Here is a 16,205-nt window from a genome sequence, read left to right on the forward strand (position 1 = left end):
CCAACGAACAGGGGCTTACAGCACCTGCTGCTGATCCAGGTCCAGTTCGGCTTCAGGCAGCTTAAAGCCGGCAACCGACTCACGCAGCTTGTTGGCCATTTCCGCCAGGTTACCAATCGATTTCGCGGTTGCAGTAGTACCCGCAGAAGTCTGCGAAGTAATTTCCTGAATAACGTTCATCGTGTTGGAAATATGGCCCGCAGAAGATGCCTGCTGACGTGCCGCGTTGGAAATGTTCTGAATCAGTTCCGCAAGGTTTTTCGATACGTTCTCAATCTCTTCCAGGGCAACACCCGCATCCTGTGCGAGGCGGGCACCACGTACCACCTCGGAGGTGGTGGTTTCCATCGAGATTACCGCTTCGTTGGTATCGTTCTGAATCGTTTTAACCAGTGCTTCAATCTGCTTGGTCGCAGCGGCTGAACGTTCTGCCAGACGCTGTACCTCGTCCGCAACCACCGCGAAGCCCCGGCCGGCATCACCGGCCATGGATGCCTGAATCGCAGCGTTCAGAGACAGAATGTTGGTCTGGTCAGCAATGTCGGTAATCAGGGAGATGATGTCACCAATCTCCTGTGAGGATTCACCCAGTCGTTTAATACGCTTGGAGGTTTCCTGAATCTGTTCACGGATGTTATCCATGCCGTTAATGGTCGCCTGTACCACTTCAGCACCTTTGTTCGCGATCGCAACCGACCGCTCCGCAACCGCGGATGATTCCGAGGCGTTGGCAGATACCTGGTCAATAGAGACCGCCATTTCGTTAATCGCAGCAGAAGCACCGGCAATTTCCTGCGCCTGGTGTTCAGAAGCTTCGGCCAGGTGCATCGCAGTCGCCTGAGTTTCCTGGGCCGCGGAAGATACCTGTACCGCTGTCTCGTTAATCGCGAATACCAGAGAGCGCATCTGGTCGATCGCGTAGTTAATGGAGTCAGCAATCGCACCGGTAAAGTCTTCGGTTACCGTCGCAGAGGCTGTCAGGTCACCGTCCGCAAGGTCAGCAATTTCGTCCAGCAGACGCAGAATCGCCATCTGGTTCTGTTCGTTTTTGTCAGCGGTTTCTTCAAGGTCACGACGGGTCGTGCGGTTAGAAACAACAACCAGCAGTACGATCACTACCAGAGCAGCCACACCGGCGAGGTAACCCACCAGCTGAAGGAAGAAACGCGTTGCCGCGTCATCCTGAATTGTCTGAGTCAGGGAAGAGGTCTGGTTCAGCAGAGTTTCAGAATCAGAGAAGATAGAGTCAGATGCTTCACGCACCTGGAACAGTTCAGGAGAGGTTTCCAGAATCTCATCCACAGAACCGGATACGAATTCAAACAGCTCAGCAACTTCCGCCAGCGCGTATACCGCTTCTTCGTCCGTTACCTGAGAAATACCCATGGCCACGTTGCCCTGGATCATACCGTTCAGTACCCGACCGAACAGCGAGGCGTCCCGGCCGAAGGCGTCCGCCGCCATTACCGCGTCTTCACCACCAGCCAGTACCTTGTTAACGGAACGTACGATACGTTCTGCCAGCCAGGACTGACGCTGGGCAACCGCTACCTGGTCCGCCGGAGCATCGTTATCGAGCAGAATTTCTACAATCTCATCGTATTCCACCTGCAGCTGTGGAATCGTTTCCGCCAGAGTCGCGGCTACTTCGTGCAGAGAGAGAATTACGTCTTCAGCGCGTACAATCTGGTCAGCGTTGGTACGTACTGTATTCCACAGTGTGCCCACGTCGGTCATCGCCGCCATTTCCGCCGGTGGCAGACCGGTCGCGCTGTCACCCTTAATCAGGTAGTTCCAGTGTTCGGCAAACGAGTTACGAGCCTGCTTCAGCTCGGAGAACGCCGCCTGCTTACCGCCCGCCGCTTCGGTGGCGTTCTTCGCCAGCTCCTGCGACAGAACCCGCAGCTCACCGGCGTGTTCCAGATACTGGTCGTCACGATCCGCCAGAATGTTTACGTATACCGTGATACCACCGAACACCGCCAGAAACACCACCAGCAGGCCCACAAGGACACTATTGGTGCGATTCTGGAAGGTAGTCGACAATATGCTTCCTGAATTTCCGCTCATGCCGTTCTCTCCACACTCTCTGCATGCATTGTAATAATTCACACCCTGACGGGCATTCGGGTGAAACACCCGCCCAGGCCGGATTGCATTAACCTGACCTGTATCTGTCATCAGCAAGGCCAGCGTATTCTGCCGGACTTACTGCGGTTACTCGCTGCCCAAAACCGCGCTGCGGCCAGGCAACAAAAAATCGTTTTCAGCGTTGCGCAGCAAACTGCTGCAGCTCAGCGTTTTTCTGTTTCAACGTCTGTGCCTGCGTTGCCAGACTGCGTATCCGTTCCAGAACGTCCTCGCGAGGCAGGCCCGAGAAATTCTCCCGGACGATGTCATGTGCTGTCTTGCCGTAATCCACAATCAAACCGGCTTCGGCCCTGACATCCGGATTCTCCGCCTTACGGATGTTCATAGCTAAATTGCCGCGCTGAATCCCAGCGGCGTGCCGGGAAATAAACATCCAGCCAGTAGCCACACTTTCAGCTTTGTGCATCCCACCACTAAGCACTGTTGCGCGCATCGCAGCGTCGTCATCTTCCATCCATGCCAGCCGCTCCAGCAGCAAACTGACACTCTCCATATCCCCGCTACCAGTCTGATCACGCCCGGCATGGTAAGCCATGCGCTCAGCTACGGCGTTCGTTTCAGCCAGCAATTCGCTGAGCTTATCCAGCGCCAGGCATGACTTACCCATTAAGGCGCTTTCTTTCTGCACGTTAAAAACGGCAGTCTGCAGTTCCGCCCACTGTTTATTCACCGGTACCAGGTGTCGCAGCAACGGATCCGGTTCCGTAATCGCGACCGGAACAATAATCTGCGCGCTGTCAGCGACGGCCTTTTCATTCAGCTCACGCAGACCGGTAAAAGCCTGCTGCCAGCTTTCGCAATCAGCCATCTGCAGAGTCAGAGCATTAAACTCATCAGCATAAGCACTCAGCCGCTGATAAGCAGACACCATATTATGCCGCTCTTCCTCATGCTGATTCATGACCTTAGTTATGATCAGCGCAATAACAATCACCACAGCAACACCCATAACCAGCATGAGCATTGTGCGGCCGTATATGTTTTTCATCGTGAATCCATTCAACGTTGTCGCTATGGTTTAAACAGCGATCTCCAGGAACTCCTGCGCCTGGATTAAATCTCTTAACTCAAAGACCGGCCAGTCACTGCCATCCCGCTGATAACTGTGGGATACAAACTTGGCAAATTCGGGGGCTAGATCCGGGTTGTCATTGCGGCTATCCACAGGGAACTGCTGCATACCCAGTACGGCATCAACCAGCAGACCACTGAGATGGTCATCCTGTTCGATCACCAGCACCCGGCGGCTGCGCCAGTTGGCTTTGGAAGGCAAGCCTAACAGGCCGGCAAGGTCCATCACAGGAACAAGACGGCCACGTACATTAGCAACACCGAGCACCCAGTTACGCACGCCCGGTACTTTGGTCAGGCGCGGCGGCTGCAGAATTTCCGCAACATCCGCCATGTCCGCCATAAAATGGCGTCCTGCCAACATAAAGCCGACGCCACGCCAGTAGCGTACCGCTTCGGTCTGTTGTGGCAGCGCCGATGCGTTGCGACGGCTGCGCTCAGCAATGTCCAGCAGCAGAGCAAACGGTTGCATTATCAGCCTGCCATCACTGAATTGATTTCAGAGCTCAGTACAGATTCTGCAACTGGCTTAACCAGATAACCGCTGGCACCCTGACGTTTACCCCATACACGGTCAGTTTCCTGATCTTTGGTGGTAACGATAATCACAGGGATGTGCTGGGTTTCAGGGTCTTTTGTCAGCTGACGGGTCGCCTGAAAGCCGTTCAGGCCTGGCATAACGATATCCATCAGAACAACATCAGGCTTTTCTTTACGCGCCAGGGCAACACCATCCGCGCCATTTTCTGCCGTCAGTACTTCGTGACCATGCTTCTCCAGCATTGCGCGAAATGCTTCAGTTTCAGTTGGAGAATCATCAACTACCAAAATACGGGCCATGCCATTTTCCTCTTAAATTTTTTGTCTGTAACCAAAGGCTCAGGATTTAACGTACTGCCTGATGGAACCCAACAGCTCTTCTTTGCTGAATGGTTTGGTCAGGTACTGATCCGAACCAACAATCCGCCCTTTAGCTTTATCAAACAGACCGTCTTTACTGGACAGCATAATGACAGGGGTCGACTTAAATTTTGAGTTATTTTTGATCAGTGCGCAGGTCTGATAACCATCCAGACGCGGCATCATAATGTCGACGAATATAATGTCGGGATGGGTATCCGCTATCTTGGCCAGTGCATCAAAGCCATCTGTTGCTGTGATCACTTCACACCCGACCTTCTTGAGCAAAGTCTCGGCAGTACGACGAATGGTTTTACTGTCGTCGATCACCATGACTTTTGTGTTCTGAAAGTTATCTTCCATAGGGAGGCCTTAACCATCCGTTCTTATGTTGTAGTAAGCAGCTTTGTGTCTGATAGAAGTATCAGGCGCCATTGCGTCACGTTTGTATCACATATCATGCGACAAACGCCAGCGCGCCGCCATGAGCCGGATCACACAATTCAGTTACACCTTATGAACATTTATTGAGATACACTGGCACTTTCAACAATCCGGGCCCTACGGAGCTTTTATGACAGTCAAGCTTGGTGTCGTGATGGATCCCATCGCAGACATTACCTATAAGAAGGATACAACCCTGGCACTGCTGGATGCAGCCCAGCAGCGCGGTTGCGAACTCTGGTATATGGAACAGTCCGACCTTTCCATTCAGAACGGACGTGCAATGGCCAGAATGGCACCTCTTAATGTCCGTATGAATCCCGAAGATTGGTTCGACTTAGGCGAATATCAGGAATTGCCTCTGGGAGAGCTGGATATTGTGCTGATGCGTAAGGATCCGCCTTTCGACGGTGAATTCATTTACAGCACTTACATTCTTGAGCGCGCAGCGGAAGAAGGCGCACTGATCGCCAACAATCCGCAGAGCCTGCGTGACTGCAACGAGAAAGTATTCGCCACCGCATTTCCGCAATTTATGACGCCAACCATCGTCACCCGTCGTGCCGATCTGCTGAAAGCATTTCACCAGGAGCACGGCGATGTGATCTTCAAACCGCTGGACGGTATGGGTGGCTCATCCATTTTCCGTATCAAGCCGGATGACGCCAACATCAATGTCATCATTGAAACCCTGACCGACTTCGGCAAGCAACAGATCATGGCGCAGCGCTTTATTCCGGAAATCACCGCCGGTGACAAACGCATTCTGATGATTGATGGCGAGCCGGTGCCTTACTGCCTGGCACGCATTCCGGCGCAGGGTGAAACCCGTGGCAATCTGGCGGCCGGCGGTGCTGGTGTAACTCAGCCACTGAGTGATGAAAACCGCGCCATTGCAGAAAAAATCGGTCCGATCCTGAAAGAAAAAGGCCTGTATTTTGTTGGCCTCGACATCATCGGCAATAACCTCACGGAAATTAACGTTACCAGCCCGACCTGTGTGCGTGAAATCAGCCGCGATTCCGGTATCGACGTTGCCGGCCAGCTGATTGATTGTCTGCTGAGCAAGCTCAGCTGATACAGCAATGCCCGGCCATTGCCGGAAACAGCCATTAAAAGTGCTGTTTCCGGTATTTTCCGCCGCCCGTCAGCACCCCGCTCAACTGGACAAAGCCCCCTCAAAAGAGCAAACTTGCTGACATTTAAAACCGGCCATTTCAGGTATTTTTGTCCGCATGTCTGCCACTGTTGTGACCAGTTCTGACCGTCTCTCTTTCACGCTGTTTCTGGCGCTGTTAATTCATGCTCTGGTGATACTCGGTATCAGCTTTACTGCGTCCGACAGTGAAAACCTGTCCAAGACGCTGGAAGTCACGCTGGCCAACTACAAGAGCGACAAAGCCCCGGAAGAAGCCGACTACATTGCGCAGGCCAATCAGGAAGGCAGCGGCACGCTGGACGAAGCGAAAATGCTGACCACAGATGTCGAAGCGGATTTCCAGTCCAACGCCATCAATGAAGCCTCGCCACAGGAGCAGCAGGCCAGCGCGCCGAAGAAGCCACAGGGCCAGCAGCAGACGGTAACCACAAGCGCTGAAACCAAACGCAAAGTCTCCAAAGAACAGACCGAACCAGCCCTGCAGCTGGATATTCCTGATGGCCCGCAGAAGTCATTACTGGAACGCAGTCTGGAAATGGCCAGTCTGGAAGCCAAACTCGATACCCTGCGCCAGACCTACGCCAAAAAACCCCGGGTGCAGCGCCTGACCGCGATGTCCACCATGGCCGCCAGTGACGCCTATTACGTCAACAGCTGGCGCCGTAAAATTGAACAGATGGGCGCGCTGAATTATCCGCGTGAAGCAGAAAACTGCTTTGATAACTGCCGCCTGCGTCTGCTGGTTGCCATCAACCCGGATGGCACCATCCGTGAACTGAATATTCTCGAGTCATCCGGCCGTAAAGTACTGGATGACGCTGCCCTGCGGATCGTCCGCATGTCTGCTCCGTTTGCGCCCTTCACCGAAGAAATGCGCAAAGACATCGACGTGCTGGAAATCATCCGCACCTGGCAGTTCAAAGGAAACCGCTACCTCTCGGAAAGCAATTAATGCAACAACTGCAAAGCCTGAGAAATCACCTGCTGATCGCCATGCCGCAACTGGAAGATTCCTGGTTTGGCGGCACCGTCACCTATCTGTGTGAACACAGCGAAGACGGCGCCATGGGCATAGTGCTCAACAAAACCATGCCGGTGACCTTCGACGAAATCTGCGAACAGCTGGATATTCCGCGCCTGCCCGGCGTATCCCCGGAAATTCTCTCCGGTGGCCCGGTCAGTACCGAGAATGGCTTTATTCTGCACCGTCAGCAGGGCCACTGGAGCTCGACACTGAGCGTCACAGAGCAGTGCCATCTGACCACCTCAAAAGACATTCTCAAAGCCATTGCCGCCGGTGATGGCCCGCGTCATTTCCATCTGGCTCTGGGTTACGCAGGCTGGGATGCCGATCAGCTCGATGAAGAGATCCGCGACAACAGCTGGCTCACCGTCGAAGCCACCGATGACATTCTGTTCGATACCCCCATCGACGAAATCTACAGCAAAGCCCTGGCGGCACTGGGCGTCAGCGCCGAGTTCCTCAGCGGCGACGCAGGTCACGCCTGATGAGTGCAGAACAGGCACCGCCGGAGCGCTTTAAAAGCCTGATGGCGTTCGACTTCGGCACCCAGCGTATCGGCATCGCCATTGGCCAGCGCATCACCGGCAGCGCAAGCCCGCTGAATCCCATCAAAGCCCGCGATGGCGTGCCCGACTGGGACCTGCTGCAACGCGTAGTTGATGAGTGGCAGCCGGATGCTTTTGTGGTCGGTCTGCCACTGAATATGGATGGCAGCGCCAGCGACATGAGCCGCCGCGCCAACAAATTCGCCAAGCGTCTGGAAGGCCGTTATCATCGCCCCGCCTACACCCATGACGAGCGCCTCACCAGCTATGAAGCCAAAGGCATTGTCATAGAACAGGGTGGCAGCCGCGATTTTGGCGCAAACTCCGTCGACGGACTGGCCGCCCAACTGATTCTGGAAAGCTGGATGGCCGCCTGGCCACTGGCGCAATAACGCAGCCGCCAGCGCGCTGTGTACTGTGATTAAACCCCTGAGCCCTCAGGCTCAACGGAGAACGTTATGATCCTGCCGGATATTGAACAGACCTGCACCGAACTGGGTGAACGTCTGGCGACCTACCTCGAACAGAATAACCTCGATCAGCCATTATTAGTGGGCATCCGCACCGGTGGTGTCTGGGTCGCCGACCGTCTGCAACAAAAACTGCAGACCGAAGATGGCGTGGCCTCTCTGGACATCAGTTTTTACCGCGATGACTTCACCCGCCACGGCCTGCATCCCCAGGTTATGGGATCAGAATTACCGGACAGCATCGAAGACCGCCATATCGTGCTGATCGACGATGTGATTATGAGTGGCCGCACCATTCGCGCCGCCATGAACGAATTATTTGATTACGGCCGCCCGGCCAGTATCACCCTGATCAGTCTGCTCGATATCGGCCGCCGTGAATTGCCGATTCAGCCAGACCTGACCGGCGCCCGGCTGGAGCTTGAAGAAGGCCAGCTGGTCAAACTGAGTGGCCCGACCCCCATGACTCTCACTCTCGCCTGAGCGGCGATTAACCGTTATGAGCACAGCAACGATGAACACAGATCCAAGCCAGGTGCAGCTCACCGCCGACGGGCGACTGAAGCACTTCCTTACCACCGAAGGTCTGAGCCGGGAATTACTGACCGAAATCCTCGACACCGCCGATTCCTTTATCAGCACCCAGGAACGGGCCGTGAAAAAGGTCCCGCTGCTGCGCGGTAAAACCGTGGTTAACCTGTTCTTCGAAAACAGTACCCGCACGCGCTCCACCTTCGAACTGGCGGCCAAGCGTTTATCCGCGGATATCCTCAACCTGGATATCGCCCGCTCAGCGACCACCAAAGGGGAAACCCTGATGGACACGCTGTGGAATCTGGAAGCCATGTACTCGGACATGTTCGTCGTGCGCCACGCCGACTCAGGTGCCGCGCACTTTATTGCTGAGCAGGTCACGCCGAACGTTGCCATCATCAACGCCGGTGACGGTCGCCACGCGCACCCGACGCAGGCGATGCTGGATATGCTCACCATCCGCCGCCACAAAGAATCCGTCGAAGGCAAAGTTGTCGCCATCGTTGGTGACATCCTGCACTCACGGGTAGCACGCTCACAGATTTACGCCCTCAACACCTTAGGCGCTGCCGAAGTACGGGTAATCGGCCCGGGCACCTTGCTGCCACGCGACATCGAAGCGCTGGGCTGCAAAGCCTTCTACCGCATGGAAGACGGCCTCAAAGACTGCGACGTGGTCATCATGCTGCGCCTGCAGAAAGAGCGTATGCAGAATGCCCTGCTGCCATCCGAAGGCGAGTTCTTCAAACTCTACGGCTTAACCGAACAGAAGCTGGCCATCGCCAAACCGGATGCCATTGTTATGCACCCGGGCCCGATCAACCGTGGCGTGGAAATCGAATCCGCCGTGGCCGACGGCATGCAGTCGGTGATCCTCAACCAGGTGAGCTACGGTATCGCCGTGCGCATGGCGGTGATGGCCATGGCCATGAGCGGTCAGCAGCAGGAAAGAAATGAACAGACTGATGGTCAGGAGGAGGCATAAGCATGAGATACCTGCATATTGAAAACGCCCGCCTGATCGATCCGGCACAGCAACTGGATAAAGTCTGCGACATCTACGTCGCCGGCGGACGTATCGCCGCCATCGGGCACAAACCTGCCAGCGGCGAAATCGAAGAAAGCATTGATGCCAATGGTCAGTGGCTGGTGCCCGGCTTTATCGATCTGGGCGCACACCTGGCCGACCCGGGTTATCCACAGAAAGGCTCCATCGACTCCGAAACCCGCGCTGCCTGTGCCAGTGGTTTCACCCACGTGTGCTCACTGCCGGATACCAAACCGGTCGCCGACAGCTCAGCCGTGATTCAGCAGATTCTGGAAAAATCCGCCAAAGCCGGATTCGCCAGCGTGCTGCCTCTGGGCGCCGTGACTCAGGGGCTGGCCGGTGAACAGCTGGCCAACATGTACGGCCTGCACGAAGCCGGATGTGTGGCGCTGAGCAACGCCCGCACCCCGTTCAAAGACAGCTACGTACTGCGCCGCGCTATGGAATACGCCGCCACTTACGACATCCCGCTGTTCCTGCAGCCAGATGACGTATCACTGAGCGCCGGCGGCTGTATGCACGACGGTCCGGTGGCTACCCGCATGGGCCTCAGCGGTATTTCCGCTACCGCCGAAACCATCGCCCTGGCGCAGATTCTGTTAATGACCGAACAGACCGGTGCCCGCGTTCACATCAGCCAGATCAGCTGCGCACGCAGCCTGAAAATGCTGGGCAACGCCAAAGACAACGGCATTAACGTCACCGCCGATACGCCACTGGCCAATCTGGTGTACACCGAAGAATCCGTGCAGGGATTCAACAGCCTGTTTAACGTGCAGCCACCACTGCGCAGCGAAGCCGACCGTCAGGCGCTGCTGGCCGCAGTAAACGCCGGTGAACTGGCCATCAGCTCCAACCACCGTCCGCATGAAATTGCTGCGAAGAAAGCCCCGTTTGCTGATGCCGAAGCCGGCATGAGCATGTTCGACAGCTTCCTGCCGCTGGCACTGCAACTGGTTGAAAAAGGTGAGCTGAGCCTGTCAGCCCTGATCAATGCCGTCAGCAACCGCCCGGCAGCGATTCTCGGTATGGAACAGTCACTGAAAGAAGAGAGCTGGTTTAATGCCGCACTGATCGACCCACAGGCCGTGCGCAGTGTGAGCAAATCATCCCTGTATTCCAAAGGCAAAAACTCGCCATTGAATAATCAGGATGTGAAAGGCTCAGTCAGTGCAGTGTTCGTTGACGGACGTCGTGTGTTTTAACTGTGGTTGAATAAACAGTGTTAAAACTCATAAAAAAGCCGGATATATTCCGGCTTTTTTATGCTGAATTTTCACCCGTTTTTTTACCTAAATCCTTTAAACAAACCTTTTAACCAAAACCCAGGCTACGCCACAGATACGAAAACGGCACCACCAGCAATAACGCCGGTAAAAAATTAATCACGGCGAAATTCATAATTCCCGCCATACGCATCCCTACCGCCACCATAATCAGACCGCCCACTGCCGAGAAATCAGCAAAGGCAACATCATCCATATAAGGCATAATCATTTTTGCCAGCAGAAACAGACTGGATTGCACCGCCAGCTGGGCGATAAAAATCAGCGCAATACTCGGCCCGAGGCTGATACCAAAAATCATCGCGGTGAGAAAATCCATCATGCTTTTCACCAGCAACAGCTGATAATCACCATTCAGACCTTCAGTAATGGAGCCAAGAATCCCCAGCCCGCTGGCGCAGAAAATTACGATCAGAGAGTTGTACTGCGTGCTGAACTCTTCGCCGCTGAGATGCGACTTCATCGGAAAGACTTTCTGCATAAGTCCCTGAGCAGCAGCCGCTGCACGGGTAACGCCTTTTTCCAGATACAACAGTTCACCCAGGGCCGTACCAAGAATAAAGGCCATCACAACAACCGCCAGATAATGGATATTGCCCAGCATATGAATGCCAATCGCCACCGCGCACAAGGCAAACGTCGGCATCAGTCCGGCGCGCATGCGCTCGGGTAAATGGTTCGCTAACAGCACACCAAACAGGGTGCCGCCAACAATGGCAGCACTGTTAATCAACGGGCCGATCATAGAATAATCCCTGAAGAGGTTGAGTCAGCAATCACTGAGATGACTGACAATACGCGGGATTATAATGTGACTGCTGTTTATTTATTAACCCGCTTGCTGGAACTGTGCGGACCAGCTCAGATAACTGCGGCCACAGAGCCGGACGCCATGCGCTAACCACGACGTATCTGCTAACCGCAACTTATCTCACAACCAGAGTTTACCCACCGGCGTCTTCGCACCGTAATGGGTAATCAGCTGGGCCTGCAGCAGCTCAGCACAGGCCAGCGCATCGGTCAGGGCATGATGCGGATGATAGAAAGGCAGACCGTAGCGGCGGCGGGTGTCTGCCAGGCGCAGAGATCGTCGCTGATAACCGCTGAGTTTTTGCCAGAAGGTTAAACGGGTAATGTCTGCCTCCAGCGCCATGGTATCAATCACCGGAAAGGTAATGCCCTCACCTAAGCGACGCAACAGTGCGCGGTGCAGAAAGCCACGCTCCATTTTGCGGTAGTGCGCCACCACCACATGGCCGGCCATACGTTCCAGTAACGGCTGCAGATAGCGGTTAAGGTCCGGAGACTGTGCCACATCACTGTGGGTAATGCCGTGAATTACCACCGAGTCACCGGGTAAATGAGCCCGTGGACGTACAACCCAATGACAGGCCTGGCTGTTGTAGATGCGCTCCATCTTCATCGGCACCAGTCCGATACTGACGATATCGCCTTTTTCCGGGTCCATACCGGTAGTTTCAAAATCCATCGCCAGCAAAGGCACATCACAGATAGGCGTATCCGCAGCCGGCAGTCCGGCCGCATAAAATTTACGCAGCAACGGTGACGATGATTTCTGCGCCAGCTCGGCATACAGTTCAGGCCAGTCGCCGACATGCATGTCATCACTGACGTTATCAGGTTCGTTACTGACCTGCCCCGGTCTTAAATAGAACATCAGTTGGTCCGTCCCGGCTGATAGCGATATTTAAGGTATTTTTGTGCGTTCGACACAATCAGAAAGGCATCACGCAGGTTTTTACGTTCAAAGTCAGAAAGATTTTCCGGCTCAATATTATTGTCCGGTACCCGTCCGGCTTCGAGATCCAGCGCCTGGTGACGGATACGCACCATCGCAATCAGTTCCAGCGCATCACGCAGGTCAGGGCCACTACCCGGAGACAGAATTTTTGCATCAATAATATCCTGCAGACGCTCAAACGAATTGCGCGCGCGTGATCCGATCGACAGCGCATGCACACGGATCAGGTCTGCCAGCGGCGCGGTACCACGACGCTTCATATTGATCGACTTATTGTGATCACCATCCGCTTCCATCACAAAGTTTTTAAAGAAACCCAGCGGTGGTGTACGCATCAGCGCGTTACGCGCCATGCAGGACAGGAAGCGGTTATTCTTCTGTGCTTTGGTGCGGATCAGTTTATTCAGTCGCGCCGCCCAGCGGTTTTCCCCCCAGACACCTTCCAGATCAAAAAAGATGGAGCTGTTAAGCAGGAATTCCGGCGTTGGCTGTTCAATCCATTCGGTAAAATAACCTTCCCAGACTTTTAATGGCTGCCGCCATTTTTTGTTGGTCGCCATAATATGGCCGGTACAGTATTTATAACCACAGGCATCCAGACCATCACTGACGAATTTCGCCAGCTCGACAAAATACGCATCGTGTTTAGCCGGATCAAAACTGTTATCCAGAATAATCGCGTTATCCTGATCGGTAACAATCAGCTGCTCTTCACGCGCCATAGAACCCAGTGCCAGAAAACAATAAGGCACAGGCGGCGGGCCTAATTTCTCTTCCGCCAGTTCCAGTAAACGCTGTTTAAAACTGCGGCCAATTACCGCCATGGAACTGCCGATCATGCGTGAGTTGGCATCTTCAGCAATCAGACGGCTGAAGCAGGCCTGCACATCCGCCTGCAGCGGCATTAATTCTTCGACTGTCTGGGCGCTGAAAATACTGCGCACCACAAACAGGCTGTTCTGTGATTCGTAACGGATAACATCCGGCAGGGTGATAACGCCTAATGGCTGCCCCTGGCGTAGCACAGGTAAATGGTGCACATTATCGCGCAGCATTTTCAGCATGGCTTCAAACACCAGCTGATTGTGTTCAACCGTGACCACTTTTTTACTCATGATATCGGTCACCGGCGTTTCATATGGCAAACCAGGAGCTACCAGACGATCGGTAATATCACGGTCGGTCACAATACCGCGCAGCGAATCTTCCGGGTCTGCGGTTTCATCGGTAATCAACAGCGCCGAGACGTTTTCTTCCATCATCTGCCTGGCCGCTTCACGGGCACTGGCAGTGTGGTGCAGCAGCACAGGTTCTCTGGCAATGAGAGTTTCAATACGTGCCGTCATCAACTCATTGGCATCTTCCTGACGGGCAACCGCCTGACGCAGGCGGGTACGGTCTTCCACCTCCACCTGATCAGCAAATTCTACGTATTCTTCAAAAATAGAAATAAACAGTTCCGCCGGCACCAGATACACCAGCGTATCTTCCAGAGCGGTAACAGGGAAACGCGCACGACGGTTACGCAATAAACCAAATTCGGCAAAAAAACCGCCCTGTGTTAAACGGTTATAAAGATCACCGTTGCGGCGATAAACCTCCACCGAACCACTGCGGATCAGAAACCAGTCGCTGAGTTCAGTACCAAATTCGAGAATGCGGGTACCGGCTTTGTAATAAGCAATATCCACCGACTGAGCAACTTTGTTCAGCACCTCATCCGGCAACACCGACATCGGCTGATGCTGGCGCAGAAATTCAAGTATTTCGATCTGTTCTGCCTGCATAAATGCAGCTCTCCTGAATTTGCTTAAATACAAAAAAGGCCCGGGTACACACCGGGCCTTTTTTACGACTGAATAAAATCAGCCTTTTCGTGGTTCGGACATCAGGCCCTTAATCATTGAGAACATGGCCACCAGCAACACCACAGTAAATGGCAGACCGGTAGATACCGCCATTGCCTGCAACGCAACCAGACCACCGCCCAGAATCAGAGCGATAGCAACCAGTCCTTCAAAAGTACACCAGAAAACACGCTGTGGTGTTGGTGCATCTACTTTACCGCCAGCGGAAATGACATCAATCACCAGTGAGCCGGAATCTGAAGACGTCACGAAGAAGACGATCACCAGAATGATGGCAATGAAAGAAGTAATCTGTGCCATTGGCAGTGCATCCAGCATAGCAAACAACTGCAGTGGCAGGTCTGCTTCCGCAGCAGCTTTGTAGCCATCCTGTACGTACTGATCAATCGCAGTACCACCGAATACGGTCATCCACAGTACACAGGCAGCGGATGGTACCAGCAGCACAGAGACGATGAACTCACGTACGGTACGGCCACGGGATACGCGGGCGATAAACATACCAACGAATGGTGACCAGGAGATCCACCATGCCCAGTAGAAGGCGGTCCAGCCAGACGCAAAGTTAGCGTCTTCACGACCAACCGGGTTGGCCAGTGCCGGCAGATTTACCATATACGCCCACAGGTTTTCGAAGAAACCGGTAAAGATCGCCAGAGTCGGACCAACAACGATCACGAACAGCATCAGCAGGCCAGCCAGTGCCATGTTGATTTCAGACAGACGCTTAACACCTGCATCCAGACCAGCAACCACAGACACCATCGCAATGGCACTGATACCGATCACCAGCAGAATCTGCGTGGTCTCACCCATTGGGATACCGAACAGATAATTCAGACCGGATGCTGCCTGAGACGCGCCCAGACCCAGCGAAGTAGCCAGACCAAACAGCGTCGCCAGTACCGCCAGAATATCAATGACATGCCCGCTCCAGCCCCATACGCGTTCACCTAACAGCGGGTAGAACACGGAGCGGATGGTCAGCGGCAGACCTTTGTTAAAGGAGAACAACGCCAGACCCAGCGCCAGAACAGCGTAGATGGCCCATGGGTGCAGAGCCCAGTGGTAGATAGTGGCAGCCATACCCAGCGCATGCGCGGCTTCGGCATCACCGGCCGCACCACCTAATGGTGCCCAGTCGGTACGCACACCATCTTCGCCCACGGAAATACCGCCCATGGATGTACCGAAGTGCGCCAGAGGTTCAGACACACCGTAGAACATCAGGCCGATGCCCATACCGGCAGCGAACAGCATGGCAAACCAGCCAGTGTAAGTGTAATCAGGTGTTGCTTCGGTGCCCCCTAAGCGAACTTTACCCAGCGGTGTGAAAATCAGCACCAGACAGACAATAACAAAAATATTACCGGCCGCTAAAAAGAACCAGTCGAGGTTGGTGGTAATCCAGTTACGGATACTGCCGAAGAAAGGACCGGCCTGTTCATGGAATGCCAGCGTGAACGCGACAAACAGAATCACAGCCAGACCGGATATCGCAAATACCCGGTTGTGAATGTCGAGACCGAACGGACCGACGTTAACTACAATGTTGTCTTGCCCGACCTGGTAGTCGGTATCAATCGGATTCACCTCACCATCGGGAATCATCGGATCGTTGTTATCAGCCATTGCGGCTAGCCTCCCTTATTTTGTTTTTTCAGGGGTTACTGAAATCTGCACAGCAGATCAAAAATGCATCCGTAAAATCACGGAATTAAGCAATCTGTCATGAATCTTCCCAGACAGATTAAAGACACTGGTTATACTGAAATCAGCACAAACAGTGAGCAAGCTTAACATATTTTGTACAACTTCTCCCTTTATAGCCTACACAAGTTGCCAATCCCGGATAAAGCCGACATCAAATGTTCTGATAACGACATACTTGCTTAAAAGCGCAAATAAAAAGCCCCGCAATTGCGGCAATGCTGTTCACTTAA

The 16,205-nt window shown here is 53.9% G+C and carries 16 protein-coding genes; 7 read left to right on the top strand and 9 right to left on the bottom strand.

The window, feature by feature from the left end:
* Positions 1 to 15 precede the first annotated feature (15 nt).
* The 5 genes from B2Z72_RS12835 to pilG form a co-directional block, all read right to left on the bottom strand.
* Positions 16 to 2,070 (bottom strand): methyl-accepting chemotaxis protein, encoded by a 2,055-nt coding sequence (locus tag B2Z72_RS12835; protein WP_296980466.1) that lies wholly within the window; start codon positions 2,068 to 2,070, stop codon positions 16 to 18.
* A gap of 196 nt (positions 2,071 to 2,266) precedes the next feature.
* Positions 2,267 to 3,139, bottom strand: a complete 873-nt coding sequence (locus tag B2Z72_RS12840; RefSeq protein WP_296980463.1) for a hypothetical protein — start codon at positions 3,137 to 3,139, stop codon at positions 2,267 to 2,269.
* A gap of 30 nt (positions 3,140 to 3,169) precedes the next feature.
* On the bottom strand, positions 3,170 to 3,694 hold the full coding sequence (locus tag B2Z72_RS12845; RefSeq protein WP_296980460.1) for a chemotaxis protein CheW: 525 nt from the start codon (positions 3,692 to 3,694) through the stop codon (positions 3,170 to 3,172).
* 2 nt (positions 3,695 to 3,696) lie between these two features.
* Positions 3,697 to 4,062 carry a twitching motility response regulator PilH gene (gene pilH / locus B2Z72_RS12850; RefSeq protein ID WP_296980457.1) on the bottom strand — a complete coding sequence of 122 codons (366 nt, stop codon included), beginning with the start codon at positions 4,060 to 4,062 and terminating at the stop codon, positions 3,697 to 3,699.
* A gap of 39 nt (positions 4,063 to 4,101) precedes the next feature.
* Entirely contained in the window at positions 4,102 to 4,485 is a 384-nt protein-coding gene (pilG, locus tag B2Z72_RS12855) for a twitching motility response regulator PilG (protein ID WP_296980454.1), read from the bottom strand.
* 211 nt (positions 4,486 to 4,696) lie between these two features.
* Here pilG and gshB point away from each other — a divergent pair, with 211 nt between their 5' ends.
* The 7 genes from gshB (at position 4,697) to B2Z72_RS12890 (ending at position 10,551) form a co-directional block, all read left to right on the top strand.
* The gene (gshB, locus tag B2Z72_RS12860; protein WP_296980034.1) at positions 4,697 to 5,644 is read left to right on the top strand and encodes a glutathione synthase; all 948 of its coding nucleotides are present in this window, start codon (positions 4,697 to 4,699) and stop codon (positions 5,642 to 5,644) included.
* A 157-nt stretch (positions 5,645 to 5,801) separates the two neighbouring features.
* The gene (locus B2Z72_RS12865) at positions 5,802 to 6,677 is read left to right on the top strand and encodes an energy transducer TonB (protein ID WP_296980035.1); all 876 of its coding nucleotides are present in this window, start codon (positions 5,802 to 5,804) and stop codon (positions 6,675 to 6,677) included.
* Entirely contained in the window at positions 6,677 to 7,234 is a 558-nt protein-coding gene (locus B2Z72_RS12870; RefSeq protein WP_296980037.1) for a YqgE/AlgH family protein, read from the top strand. The genes B2Z72_RS12865 and B2Z72_RS12870 overlap by 1 nt, the downstream gene beginning before the upstream one ends.
* Positions 7,234 to 7,686: a Holliday junction resolvase RuvX gene (ruvX, locus tag B2Z72_RS12875; RefSeq protein ID WP_296980039.1), complete on the top strand. Its 453-nt coding sequence runs from the start codon at positions 7,234 to 7,236 to the stop codon at positions 7,684 to 7,686. The genes B2Z72_RS12870 and ruvX overlap by 1 nt, the downstream gene beginning before the upstream one ends.
* Before the next feature lie 66 nt (positions 7,687 to 7,752).
* A complete protein-coding gene (gene pyrR / locus B2Z72_RS12880) occupies positions 7,753 to 8,247 on the top strand; it encodes a bifunctional pyr operon transcriptional regulator/uracil phosphoribosyltransferase PyrR (protein WP_296980041.1) in 495 nt (164 codons plus the stop codon).
* A 16-nt stretch (positions 8,248 to 8,263) separates the two neighbouring features.
* Positions 8,264 to 9,283 carry an aspartate carbamoyltransferase catalytic subunit gene (locus B2Z72_RS12885; RefSeq protein ID WP_296980044.1) on the top strand — a complete coding sequence of 340 codons (1,020 nt, stop codon included), beginning with the start codon at positions 8,264 to 8,266 and terminating at the stop codon, positions 9,281 to 9,283.
* A gap of 2 nt (positions 9,284 to 9,285) precedes the next feature.
* Positions 9,286 to 10,551: a dihydroorotase gene (locus B2Z72_RS12890; RefSeq protein ID WP_296980047.1), complete on the top strand. Its 1,266-nt coding sequence runs from the start codon at positions 9,286 to 9,288 to the stop codon at positions 10,549 to 10,551.
* Between the two features lie 109 nt (positions 10,552 to 10,660).
* Here B2Z72_RS12890 and B2Z72_RS12895 read toward each other — a convergent pair whose 3' ends face one another.
* From B2Z72_RS12895 to B2Z72_RS12910, 4 genes are all read right to left on the bottom strand, one after another.
* Positions 10,661 to 11,377: a DUF554 domain-containing protein gene (locus B2Z72_RS12895; protein ID WP_296980050.1), complete on the bottom strand. Its 717-nt coding sequence runs from the start codon at positions 11,375 to 11,377 to the stop codon at positions 10,661 to 10,663.
* Positions 11,378 to 11,563: 186 nt separating this feature from the next.
* Positions 11,564 to 12,310: a 3'-5' exonuclease gene (locus B2Z72_RS12900; protein ID WP_296980053.1), complete on the bottom strand. Its 747-nt coding sequence runs from the start codon at positions 12,308 to 12,310 to the stop codon at positions 11,564 to 11,566.
* The gene (locus tag B2Z72_RS12905) at positions 12,310 to 14,181 is read right to left on the bottom strand and encodes a DUF294 nucleotidyltransferase-like domain-containing protein (RefSeq protein WP_296980054.1); all 1,872 of its coding nucleotides are present in this window, start codon (positions 14,179 to 14,181) and stop codon (positions 12,310 to 12,312) included. Before B2Z72_RS12905 ends, B2Z72_RS12900 begins: the two co-directional genes overlap by 1 nt.
* Positions 14,182 to 14,259: 78 nt before the next feature.
* A complete protein-coding gene (locus tag B2Z72_RS12910; protein ID WP_296980056.1) occupies positions 14,260 to 15,894 on the bottom strand; it encodes a BCCT family transporter in 1,635 nt (544 codons plus the stop codon).
* Between the last annotated feature and the right edge of the window lie 311 nt (positions 15,895 to 16,205).

The sequence above is a fragment of the Thalassolituus sp. UBA6592 genome (assembly GCF_002433655.1).
GTDB lineage: Bacteria > Pseudomonadota > Gammaproteobacteria > Pseudomonadales > Oceanobacteraceae > Venatoribacter.

What these genes read in the sequence shown, in the direction of transcription:
- B2Z72_RS12835 (WP_296980466.1), bottom strand. Translation starts at nt 2,070, where the DNA reads ATGAGCGGAAATTCAGGAAGCATATTGTCGACTACCTTCCAGAATCGC.
- B2Z72_RS12840 (WP_296980463.1), bottom strand. Translation starts at nt 3,139, where the DNA reads ATGAAAAACATATACGGCCGCACAATGCTCATGCTGGTTATGGGTGTT.
- B2Z72_RS12845 (WP_296980460.1), bottom strand. Translation starts at nt 3,694, where the DNA reads ATGCAACCGTTTGCTCTGCTGCTGGACATTGCTGAGCGCAGCCGTCGC.
- pilH (WP_296980457.1), bottom strand. Translation starts at nt 4,062, where the DNA reads ATGGCCCGTATTTTGGTAGTTGATGATTCTCCAACTGAAACTGAAGCA.
- pilG (WP_296980454.1), bottom strand. Translation starts at nt 4,485, where the DNA reads ATGGAAGATAACTTTCAGAACACAAAAGTCATGGTGATCGACGACAGT.
- gshB (WP_296980034.1), top strand. Translation starts at nt 4,697, where the DNA reads ATGACAGTCAAGCTTGGTGTCGTGATGGATCCCATCGCAGACATTACC.
- B2Z72_RS12865 (WP_296980035.1), top strand. Translation starts at nt 5,802, where the DNA reads ATGTCTGCCACTGTTGTGACCAGTTCTGACCGTCTCTCTTTCACGCTG.
- B2Z72_RS12870 (WP_296980037.1), top strand. Translation starts at nt 6,677, where the DNA reads ATGCAACAACTGCAAAGCCTGAGAAATCACCTGCTGATCGCCATGCCG.
- ruvX (WP_296980039.1), top strand. Translation starts at nt 7,234, where the DNA reads ATGAGTGCAGAACAGGCACCGCCGGAGCGCTTTAAAAGCCTGATGGCG.
- pyrR (WP_296980041.1), top strand. Translation starts at nt 7,753, where the DNA reads ATGATCCTGCCGGATATTGAACAGACCTGCACCGAACTGGGTGAACGT.
- B2Z72_RS12885 (WP_296980044.1), top strand. Translation starts at nt 8,264, where the DNA reads ATGAGCACAGCAACGATGAACACAGATCCAAGCCAGGTGCAGCTCACC.
- B2Z72_RS12890 (WP_296980047.1), top strand. Translation starts at nt 9,286, where the DNA reads ATGAGATACCTGCATATTGAAAACGCCCGCCTGATCGATCCGGCACAG.
- B2Z72_RS12895 (WP_296980050.1), bottom strand. Translation starts at nt 11,377, where the DNA reads ATGATCGGCCCGTTGATTAACAGTGCTGCCATTGTTGGCGGCACCCTG.
- B2Z72_RS12900 (WP_296980053.1), bottom strand. Translation starts at nt 12,310, where the DNA reads ATGTTCTATTTAAGACCGGGGCAGGTCAGTAACGAACCTGATAACGTC.
- B2Z72_RS12905 (WP_296980054.1), bottom strand. Translation starts at nt 14,181, where the DNA reads ATGCAGGCAGAACAGATCGAAATACTTGAATTTCTGCGCCAGCATCAG.
- B2Z72_RS12910 (WP_296980056.1), bottom strand. Translation starts at nt 15,894, where the DNA reads ATGGCTGATAACAACGATCCGATGATTCCCGATGGTGAGGTGAATCCG.